The sequence below is a fragment of the Frankia sp. AgB32 genome (assembly GCF_023243045.1).
Classification (GTDB): Bacteria; Actinomycetota; Actinomycetes; order Frankiales; family Frankiaceae; genus Frankia.
The window spans coordinates 21,388-30,866 of record NZ_JALKFX010000105.1 but is presented as its reverse complement, the minus strand read 5'-3'; the positions used below and the strand labels follow the sequence as shown (position 1 = coordinate 30,866).

Annotated in this window: 5 protein-coding genes; 2 read left to right on the top strand and 3 right to left on the bottom strand. The window is 72.1% G+C overall.

The features are described from left to right. Positions 1-499: 499 nt before the first annotated feature. Positions 500-1,846 carry an NtaA/DmoA family FMN-dependent monooxygenase gene (locus MXD60_RS23565; protein WP_248821526.1) on the bottom strand — a complete coding sequence of 449 codons (1,347 nt, stop codon included), beginning with the start codon at positions 1,844-1,846 and terminating at the stop codon, positions 500-502. A 937-nt stretch (positions 1,847-2,783) separates the two neighbouring features. Here MXD60_RS23565 and MXD60_RS23560 point away from each other — a divergent pair. Continuing rightward, entirely contained in the window at positions 2,784-3,275 is a 492-nt protein-coding gene (locus MXD60_RS23560) for a beta-class carbonic anhydrase (protein ID WP_248821525.1), read from the top strand. Between the two features lie 112 nt (positions 3,276-3,387). Continuing rightward, positions 3,388-4,095, top strand: a complete 708-nt coding sequence (locus tag MXD60_RS23555; protein ID WP_248821524.1) for a class I SAM-dependent methyltransferase — start codon at positions 3,388-3,390, stop codon at positions 4,093-4,095. 30 nt (positions 4,096-4,125) lie between these two features. Here MXD60_RS23555 and MXD60_RS23550 read toward each other — a convergent pair whose 3' ends face one another. Both MXD60_RS23550 and MXD60_RS23545 read right to left on the bottom strand, forming a co-directional pair. Continuing rightward, positions 4,126-5,619 (bottom strand): peptidoglycan recognition protein family protein, encoded by a 1,494-nt coding sequence (locus MXD60_RS23550; RefSeq protein WP_248821523.1) that lies wholly within the window; start codon positions 5,617-5,619, stop codon positions 4,126-4,128. 134 nt (positions 5,620-5,753) lie between these two features. Beyond that, entirely contained in the window at positions 5,754-8,786 is a 3,033-nt protein-coding gene (locus tag MXD60_RS23545) for an MMPL family transporter (protein ID WP_248821522.1), read from the bottom strand. Positions 8,787-9,479: the final 693 nt, after the last annotated feature.

Genomic DNA, 9,479 nt, shown 5'->3' with positions numbered 1-9,479 from the left:
GTTTGTTCCCCCCCCCGGGGCGGGCCGGGGGGCCGGGTGGGGGGCCGCCCCCGGGTCGGGCACCCGAGGCGTCTTCCCAGCCCGACGCGCCTTCCGGGCCGAGGTGCCTTCCGGGCCCGGCGTGCTCCCCTCCGACCCGATGTGTCGTCTCTCAGGTCTGGTGCGCCCCCTGGAACCGGGGCCACCTCAGAAGGCACACATGCTCTCCGCGGCACGTCGCCCCGTGCGGGGGTCCTCCGGGGGGACACCGCCGGGTGATCGCGGTGCCCGGATCGGGCCAGGGCCGATGACCCGGAGGTGCCAGGTCGCGCAGGGGCCGGATTGACCCCCGCTGGCCCGATCGGAGGATGCCGCGGGCCGCCCCGCCGGCCCGGCCCGCCCGGCCTGCCCGCCTGGCGGCACCCGTCGGGCCGAGCGGTCAGTCCGTACCGGGAACATTTCGTTTTCCCGCCGGGAAAGCGCCGCCCGGAAACCATCGTCCGGACCCGATCGACTTCGGTCAGGGCAGGGGCGCCAGGCCCAGGTGGTCACGCAGCGTAGGACCGGAGTACTCGGACCGGAAGACGCCCCACTCCTGTAGCAGCGGGACCACCGTGTCCGCGAACTCGTCCAGACCGCCGGGGGTGATATGCGGGACGAGGATGAACCCGTCGCTGGCGTCGGCCTGCACGAACCGGTTGATCGTGTCCGCCACCGTCCGCGGCGAGCCGATGAACGACTGCCGTCCCGTGACCTCGATGACGACCTCGCGCAGCGACAGCTTCTTCGCCTGCCCCAGCTCCCGCCACTGGCGGGCGGTCGCCACCCGGTCGTTGAACATCCGCACGCTCGCGCGTCCCCGGGAGATCGTGTTCTCGCCGGGCAGCGGGTCGCTGTCCGGGACCGGGCCGTCCGGGTCGTGCGCCGAGAGATCGCGGTTCCACAACTGCTCGGCGAACAGGATCGCCGTGGCTCCACTGACCTGTTGGCGGCGGATCACCGCGGCGCGCTCCAGCGCCTCGGCGTCGGTGTTGGCGAGCACGAACGTCGCCGCCGGCAGCACGACGAGGTCCTCGGGCCGGCGGCCGTACCTGGCCAGCCGGCCCTTGACGTCGGCGTGGAACGCCTGGCCCGCCTCGAACGAGCTGTGCCGGCTGAAGATCGCGTCCGCGGAGGCGGCGGCGAACTCGCGGCCGGCGTCGGAGTCACCAGCCTGGAAGATCACCGGCCGGCCCTGCGGGCTGCGCGGCACGTTGAACTGCCCATGGATGTCGAAGAACTGGTCCTGGTGCTCGAACGCGCCGGGATCGCCGACCCGCAGGAACCGCCCGGACTCCTTGTCCGCCACGATCTCGTCGCCCCGCCACGAGTCGAACAGCTCGGTGGCGGTGTGCAGGAACCGGCGGGCCCGCTCGTAACGGTCCTGTTCTTCCAGGTAGCCGCCGCGGCGGAAGTTCTCCCCGGTGAAGGCGTCCCAGGAGGTGACGACGTTCCAGGCCGCCCGGCCGGCGGACAGATGGTCCAGGCTCGCGAACTGCCGGGCCACCTCGTAGGGCTCGTTGAACGTCGAGTTGATCGTCCCGGCGAGCCCGAGCCGGTCGGTGACGGCGGCGAGCGCGGCGAGCACGGTGAAGGTGTCGGGCCGGCCGACGACGTCGAGGTCGTGGATACGCCCGTTCTGCTCCCGCAGCCGCAGCCCCTCGGCGAGGAAGAAGAAGTCGAACTTCGCCCGCTCGGCGGTCCGGGCGAGGTGGACGAACGAACTGAACTCGATGTGGCTGCCCGCGGCGGGATCGCTCCACACCGTCGTGTTGTTCACCCCGGGGAAGTGCGCCGCCAGGTGGATCTGCTTGGTCGGCCTGCTCATCGAGGTCCTTCCGCGATCGTGGGCGTGCCGACTGGTCAGCGCGTCCCGCCGACGGCGACGCGTCGGCTGGCGAGGGCTGCGCGGACGAGGCCGGCCGCGCGGGCCCGACCGCCGGGGGCGGCGAGGCGGGCGGCGTGGTTACGGGGGCGGCGCGACGCACCACCAGACGAGATCACGTACTGCCCACGGCGGGGCCGGGGCTGCGTGGATCCATCGAGGTCCGGGGGAGATCTTTCGGGGATCTAACGACAGCGGCTGGACTCGGCGCGCCCGAAATCGATGCAGCGGCGGGACGTCAACAGCGTGGAGGTCCGCACCCTTCTCACTCTGATCAGCGCCACTCCACCCGGTCAACAGCCCCAAATGTGATCTGCGGCACGCATGACGACCCTCGAACGCCGCCTCCACGCCACGAGCCCCGCGATCCGCCGGACACGGCGACCCCCGCCCCCTCGCCACCCTCGTCGGCGCACACCCGCCACCAGCATCTTTGTTCACCGACTCAATGAAGATATGAGATGCGTCACTTGTCCGCCGGGTTGGCGGGCTCCGTCCTGCCGTGTTTCTGTTCCTGCATGTCGACTCCGCCGCTGCTGGTACGCAGACGGCACATCGACCTGGTGCTCGTCGCCGCCTCCCTCTGTCCTGGCGGTCCCCGCATCCGCTGACGGCCTCCCGCCAACGCCTTCCCGGCGCCAGGCGCCTGCCGCCGGCGAACCCACCCGGCCGCGACGCGTTCCACCTGGATGCGTTCCGCCTGGACGCGTCACGCCCGTGGTGCATCCCGGCCGCGACGCACGCCAGCTTCGACGCATACCGGCCGCGCGGCCGCCCGCGCGCGACCCATCCGTGAACGGCCGGCGCCGGCGCGGCCAGCAGCACCTCGCAGCCGCGTCCGCGCTGCGGACGACCATCACCGATCCGAGGAGAACTCGAGATGAGCGCGACCGACGACCTGCTGGACAACGCCACCCGCTACGCCCGCGACTTCGCCGCCGGGGAACTGCCACTGCCACCGAAGCTGCGCCTCGCCGTCGTCGCCTGCATGGACGCCCGGCTGAACGTCTACGGCGTGCTCGGCCTGGCCGAGGGCGACGCCCACGTCATCCGCAACGCCGGCGGGGCGGTCACGGACGACGAGATCCGCTCCCTGGCGATCAGCCAGCGCCTGCTCGGCACCCGCGAGATCGTCCTGATCCACCACACCGACTGCGGCATGCTCACCTTCACCGACGAGGACTTCAAGGCGGGGATCGCCGCCGAGACCGGCATCCGCCCGCCCTGGGCGGTGGAAACCTTCTCGAACCTCGAGGACGACGTCCGCCAGTCGATCGCGCGGATCACGGCCAGCCCCTTCATTCCGTACAAGGACTCGGTGCGCGGATTCGTCTACTCCGTCGAGAAGGGCACCCTCACCGAGGTGCGCTGACCGAGGTGCGCTGACCGAGGTGCGCTGACCGAGGTGCGCCGATGACGGCGCCGACGGACACGGCGCCGACGGACACGGCGCCGACGTGGGCGATCGGCAGCACCGGCGGCGGATGACCTACAGTGGCCCAACGAGTGAGACTGCCATCTCATATTCTGAGACACCAATCTGGGATCCGTCCACCTACGACGCGCAGCGCCGCCGCCTCGTCCCGTCCATCGACCTGCTCTACGGCACGGCGGGCGACCTGGTCCGGCGGGTCGGCGCGGCGCGGCCAGCGGTGCTCGACCTCGGCGCCGGCACCGGCCTGCTGGCCGCCGCCGTGCTCGCCGCGGCGCCCACGGCGCGGCTGCACCTGTTCGACGGCGCCCCGCCCATGCTCGCGAAGGCCCAGGCCAGGCTGCCAGAAAGCGCCGTCGAGGCGGTGACCGTCGCGGATCTCACCGCGGCGCTGCCGGCCGGGCCGTTCGACGCCGTCGTCTCGGCCCTGGCCATCCACCATCTCGAGGACGCGGGCAAGCAGGACCTGTTCCGCCGGGTGCACGCCGCGCTGCGCCCCGGCGGCCTGTTCGTGAACGTGGAACAGGTCGACGGGCCGACGCCCGGGCTCACCCGCCTGTTCGAGGACCTGCACGAGCGCCACGCCCGCGCGGCCGGCTCGGACGACGACGAATGGGCCGCCGCGTTGGGCCGGATGGCCTTCGACCGGTGCGCGCCGCTGGCCGACCAGCTCGACTGGCTCGCGCAGGCCGGATTTACCGCGGTGGACAGCGTCGCCCGGGACGGCCGGTTCGTCGTCTACGCCGGCTGGCGCGGCTGATCCGACTCCGCTGGTCGCCCGGCGCGATCCTCAGACCAGGGAGTTCGACACGTCGGAGCGGATACCCGGCAGCATCGAGTACAGCGAGCCGCCGGGGCATTCGGTGGCCATCCAGTCGCGGTGACCGCCGATCGTCGGCACGTCCCGGCGCGCGGCGCTCGCCGGGTTGACGTAGGCGACCCGCCCGAGCGGGTCCAGCTGGTGGGCACCGGTCAGGGCGAGCAGGACCAGCACGAGGGACCGTCGCGCTGCCACGGTCGGCGGCTCGGTGCGCAGGTCACCGAGCAGCGCCACGCCGATGTTGCCCGCGTTGAACCCGCCCACGTGCGCGCCGGTCACCACCTGGCCGTCCGGCCGGTGCGCGGGGATGCCGTCGGTCCCCGACCAACGGCCCTCGTAGAGGGTGCCCGCCTGGTCGATGAGGAAGTGGTAGCCGATGTCCGCCCAGCCCCGGTCCACGGTGTGGAAGTGGTACACGGCCCGGACGGTGGCGGCCGGGTCCGGATCGACGTTCGGCGTCACCGTGTGGTGCACCGTGATGACCTGGCCGGGGTGGTAGGTCGTCTGCCAGGGCTGGCCGGTGGCGGGGTTGAGGCGCAGCGCCTCGTCCGCACCCCACGCGGCCCTGGGCAGGTAGCGCAGCGGCAGCGGTCCCGACGGCAGTGCTGGCGGCAGTGCTGGCGGCAGTGCCGGTCGGCTCGGCTGGGCCGGGACCGGGCCTGCCGGCGCCGGACCGGACTGGACCGGACTCGACGGCGCCGGGATCGGCCCGGGGCTTACCACGGCCGCCAGCCGCGTCGGCCTCGGCGTACTCGTGGCGGGCGCCGGGCCGCCCCGGGTGGGCAGAGCAGCGCTCAGGCGCTCCGATGCCGGGGCCGACCGGGGTGAGCCGGACAGCGCCTCGATCGTCCGGGCGAGACCCGCCACCGCCGCGAGGACGTCCTGTGCCGTCACGATCGGCACGCGCACCTGCTGGATCGGACCTGACGTGGTGTTCAGCGCCGTCGACACGACGGCGCTGGCGCCCGGCGGCATCCGCAGTTCGTAGCCGACGGGATGCCCGCCCGGCCTGATGCCGGTGAGCACGGCGTGTTCCGATGTCTCGCTGCCCATGCGGTCGTCGCGCTCGGCGGGGCAGCCGACGCTCAGCGGGGACCATGTTCCGACGGTGCCGTTCGGCACCCGGAGCCGGATCGCCGGGCCCGCCTGACCCCCGCCGGGTGCACCGGCCGGCCCGTGCCAGCGGACGGCCACGTAGCCCGGGCCGAACGTGGGTGTCACCGGACCCGTCCCGCGGAAGGTCGCGGCGAGCGTGCGCGGAATACTGGCGAGCTGATCGTCCGCTGCCGCCAGCGGGGTGCGGGGCCTCGGCAGCGCAGCGGGAGCGGCCAGTCCGGCCGCTGACGCGGGGTGCGCGGTGAGGATCGTGGCCGCCCACCCGCCGGCGCCCAGCAGGCCGAGGACACCGCGGCGGGAGACCCGGGCCTGGTCGGGGGTGCTATCGGGCGGGCCGGCAGCAAGCATGACACATCCTCTGGGTGGCTGGACGGATACAGAGCGCACACACTACGACACCCGTTACATCACCTTGAGTATCGGAACCCTGGGATTTCCGTCACAGATCACCCTGTGGGCCGGACCGGCATCGGTCCGGCCGATCAGCGATGCACCTCCCCGTCGATCACCACCGGGCGGCCGCTGCCGAGCCGGTCGATGACGAAGCCGCGGGTACCGGTGACGACCGGGCGCCCCAGCGGACTCGTCCGCCACCCGCTGCGGACGAAGTAGTGCCAGGTCGGCGTGCGAGCCGGCGACGGGGTCCGGCCGGGACCGGCGTCGCCGCGCGCCCGCCGGTACCTGATCCTCGTCGTCGGCCGGGTTCCGTGGTCAGGGTGGCCACCCGCGGTCGGGTCGCCGATCGTCACGTGTTTGGCGGGCCGACGCCCGGACCGCTGGGCCTGTCCCCGCACCGGGAACGGGACCGTCGTTCCGAGCAGCGAGTCCGCCGGCTCAGGCAGGACGGATGGGGCGGGCGGGACTGGCTGGACGGACGGGACTGGCTGGACGGACGGGGCAGGCGGCGCGGGCGAGGGCGCGGCACCGAGGGCGCGCGGCTGCGATCGCCGGGCCGTCTGCCGCGCGGGCGTACCCAGATTCACCGCGGCCCCGGCCGGCAGCCCGTAGGCGGCTCCGCCGATGCCAAGCCGACTGCGGCCTGCCCGCACACCGCCCCGCTCGGGGCCGCCGACCTGGGGCCGGCTGCCCGCCATCGGACGCGGCTGGGCGCCACCCGCCGCGGTGTCGCCCACGGCGTCCTCGTCCTCGTCCTCGCGCAGGCCGAACCGGTCGTGCAGGCGACGCAACGGGCGCGGCGCCCACCAGTTGTAGCTGCCGGCGAGGGACATGAACGCGGGCACGAGGATCGCCCGCACGACGGTGACGTCCAGCGTGATCGCGATGGTCAGACCCACCCCGATCAGTTTGATCATGCTGATGTGCGAGGTGGACAGCGCCACCATGACGACGACGAGCGCGAGCGCGACGCTGGTGATCAGCGGACCGGTGACCCCGAGGCCGACCGCGACCGACTCGGTGTTGTCCCCGGTGCGCAGGTACTCCTCGCGGACGCGGGCGAGCAGGAATATCTCGTAGTCCATGCTCAGGCCGAACGCGATGAAGAACATCAGCACCGGACTTGTCATCTCCAGCGTGCCCGACACCTGGAAGTCGCCGACCACGCTGCGCAGGTGCCCGCCCTGGAAGATGAACGTGAGCAGGCCGATCGTGGCGGCGAGGTTGAGCGTGTTGAGCAGCATTGCCTTGAGCGGCAGCAGCACGCTGCCGGTGAACAGGAACAGCAGCACGAAGGTCGTCGCCATCACCACGGCGAAGGCCGTCGGCAGGCTGCGCACGATCGTGTGAGAGGTGTCGAGGAAGTGCGGGGCGAGGCCGCCCATCAGGATCGCGAACGGCGCCTTCGTCGCCTGGATCGCCCTGACCAGGTCCTTTGCGTTCGCGGACACGGGCGAGGTGTCGTTTTGCCAGATGGAGAGCCACGCGCCGCCGTGGATGCCCACATAACCGGTGGGTGACGCCGGCGCGGTGATGACCTGTCGACCCCGCATGAAACTGCCGGTCACGGTGTCCACCCGAAGCACGCCGGTCAGCCCGGAAAGCCGCTGCGCGTAGTCGGTGACCTTCGCCGCGTTCGACGGGTCCCGGGCGTCCACTCCCGGCATCACGACCGGGATCTGGCAGGGCAGGCAGATAGCGAAATTGCTGCGCATGGCGTCGTTGACCGTGTGGGACTCGGCGGCGGCGGGCAGCACCGTGTCATCCGCGAGCGCCAGATGGAGATTGCGGGCCGGCGCGGCACAGACGAGCATAACCACGATGGCGGCGGCACCGAACAACACCGGGCGCCGCATGACCTGGCGGGCCAGGGCCGTCCAGCGCCGGCCGGGGGCCGAAAGCCGGGGCGCGCGGCTGGCACTGGCGTGGCGGGGCGCCCCGGTGACGACCTGACGGCGCAGCCGGCGGGACAGGGCCGCGCGGACGTCGCCGCGGTCGAGCTGGGGCCCCAGCACCATCAGCGCCGCGGGCAGCACCAGCAGCGCGGCGGCCTCCGAGGTGAGAACGACGATGATCCCGGCGAAGGCGAACGAACGCAGGTAGTACAGCGGGAAGGCCAGCGCCGCGGTGAGCGACAGAGCCACCGTCACCCCGGAGAAGGCCACTGTCCGGCCCGCTGTCTCCAGCGTTCGGCGCAGGGCGGCGCCGGGGAACATCCCCCGCTGTTGCTCCTCCCGGAACCGCCGCAGGATGAACAGGCTGTAGTCGACGGCGAGACCGAATCCCAGCGCCGTCGTGAGGTTCACCGAGAAGACCGAGATGTCCGTGACCGTCGCCGCGACCCGCAACAGGGCCAGGCTGGACACCACCGACACCACGCCCACCAGGATCGGGAGCATCGCGGCCGCGATCGTGCCGAAGGCGTACAGCAACACCGCGAAGACCAGCGGCGCGGCCGCCAGCTCCCCGACCTCAAGATCACTACGGCTACTTTCAGTGACATCTCGCATGACCGCCGGCGCGCCGCCGAAGCGAACGTCCACGCCCGGACCCAGGTGGGAGTACCGCGCGTGCAGCTCCTCCAGCCGATCCTGGATGTGGTCCTCGGAACCGGTGAGCCGGAACACGATGAGGGCGGACCGGCCGTCGTTCGAGCGCAGCAGCGCGTTACCGGCGCTGGCGCCGTCCGGCCAGTACGACAGGACCGACGTGACCCCCGACTCCGCGGTCAGCTGCCGGGTGAGTTCGCGGCCGAGATGGACCGGAGTCGGGCCGTTGATGCCCGACTCGGCGGTGACCATGACCGCGACGTTCGGCGGGGCGTCCGGAAACTCGTCGTCGAGGAGCTGCTCCGCCTGGGTCGACCGGTCCGACTTCGCGTAGAAGCCACCGGTGGCGAGCTGATGGTAGATGTCGGCATCCCACGGCAGCAGCACCATCACGACCAGGCACGCGGCCGCCAGCAGGCGGCCGCGGTGCAGCACGGCGATGTCCGCCGCGGCCGTGAACAGCGAACGTCGCGGCGTGGGGACCCCGGCCATCGACGCCATCGAGGCCATCACCCGCGGCGGCGCCGGAGGCGAGCCCGCGGCGTTCACCGGCACGGTTTCGGTCGGCATTCGGGCCGGCGGACCGGTTTTGTCGTCAGGCCCGCGTGGCAGCACCGCGTACGTCGCCTGATCCGTTCGGGATTCCCGCTGCGACGCCGAATCGGTGAACAACGGCATCACGCTCCCTTCGAGCAATCCCCCGCATCGGCGAAACTCCCGGCAACACGTGATCGAACAACTTTGCCGGGACGGCCGCGTCATCGGACATGCGGTGCGGCGTGGACGCCCCGGGTCGCTCCCCTGAAGCTAGACCTGCCCGGGATGGCTGAATCGAGAATACCCCCGTGCGGGGGTGGCGGGAGGTGCGCAGCCGGTGTCGCACCATTCCGTGCCCGGAATCCTATCCGGCGGCCGGAAGATGACCCGAGGGGGAACGGGTCCGGTGGCGTACCACTGGCGGGACGAAATACCGATGGCCAATCTCGAAGGGGGTAGGTCAATGCCGCGGCCGCCGATGCCGGTTCGACGCAAGGTGCCGACGGCCGCACGTCCTGCGCTCGCGGCACGCGAGGACGCGGCACTGACATCCGCGGCGAACGCGGCGCAACAGTGGTCGAAATTTTTGCACCTGGGCCGGACGAAGGTACCGGCGTCGATATGCCGGATCCTCTGCCAGGCGATGGTCTAAGGTCACCAGAACATTCAGGCCGAAGGTCCCGCCGTTATTGCGGGCAGCCGGCTTTCGGCGACCGGTTCCGTGCT

Excerpts from the sequence above, each read along its gene's own strand:
- MXD60_RS23565 (WP_248821526.1), bottom strand. The coding sequence starts at position 1,846 with ATGAGCAGGCCGACCAAGCAGATCCACCTGGCGGCGCACTTCCCCGGG.
- MXD60_RS23560 (WP_248821525.1), top strand. The coding sequence starts at position 2,784 with ATGAGCGCGACCGACGACCTGCTGGACAACGCCACCCGCTACGCCCGC.
- MXD60_RS23555 (WP_248821524.1), top strand. The coding sequence starts at position 3,388 with ATGACCTACAGTGGCCCAACGAGTGAGACTGCCATCTCATATTCTGAG.
- MXD60_RS23550 (WP_248821523.1), bottom strand. The coding sequence starts at position 5,619 with ATGCTTGCTGCCGGCCCGCCCGATAGCACCCCCGACCAGGCCCGGGTC.
- MXD60_RS23545 (WP_248821522.1), bottom strand. The coding sequence starts at position 8,786 with ATGCCGACCGAAACCGTGCCGGTGAACGCCGCGGGCTCGCCTCCGGCG.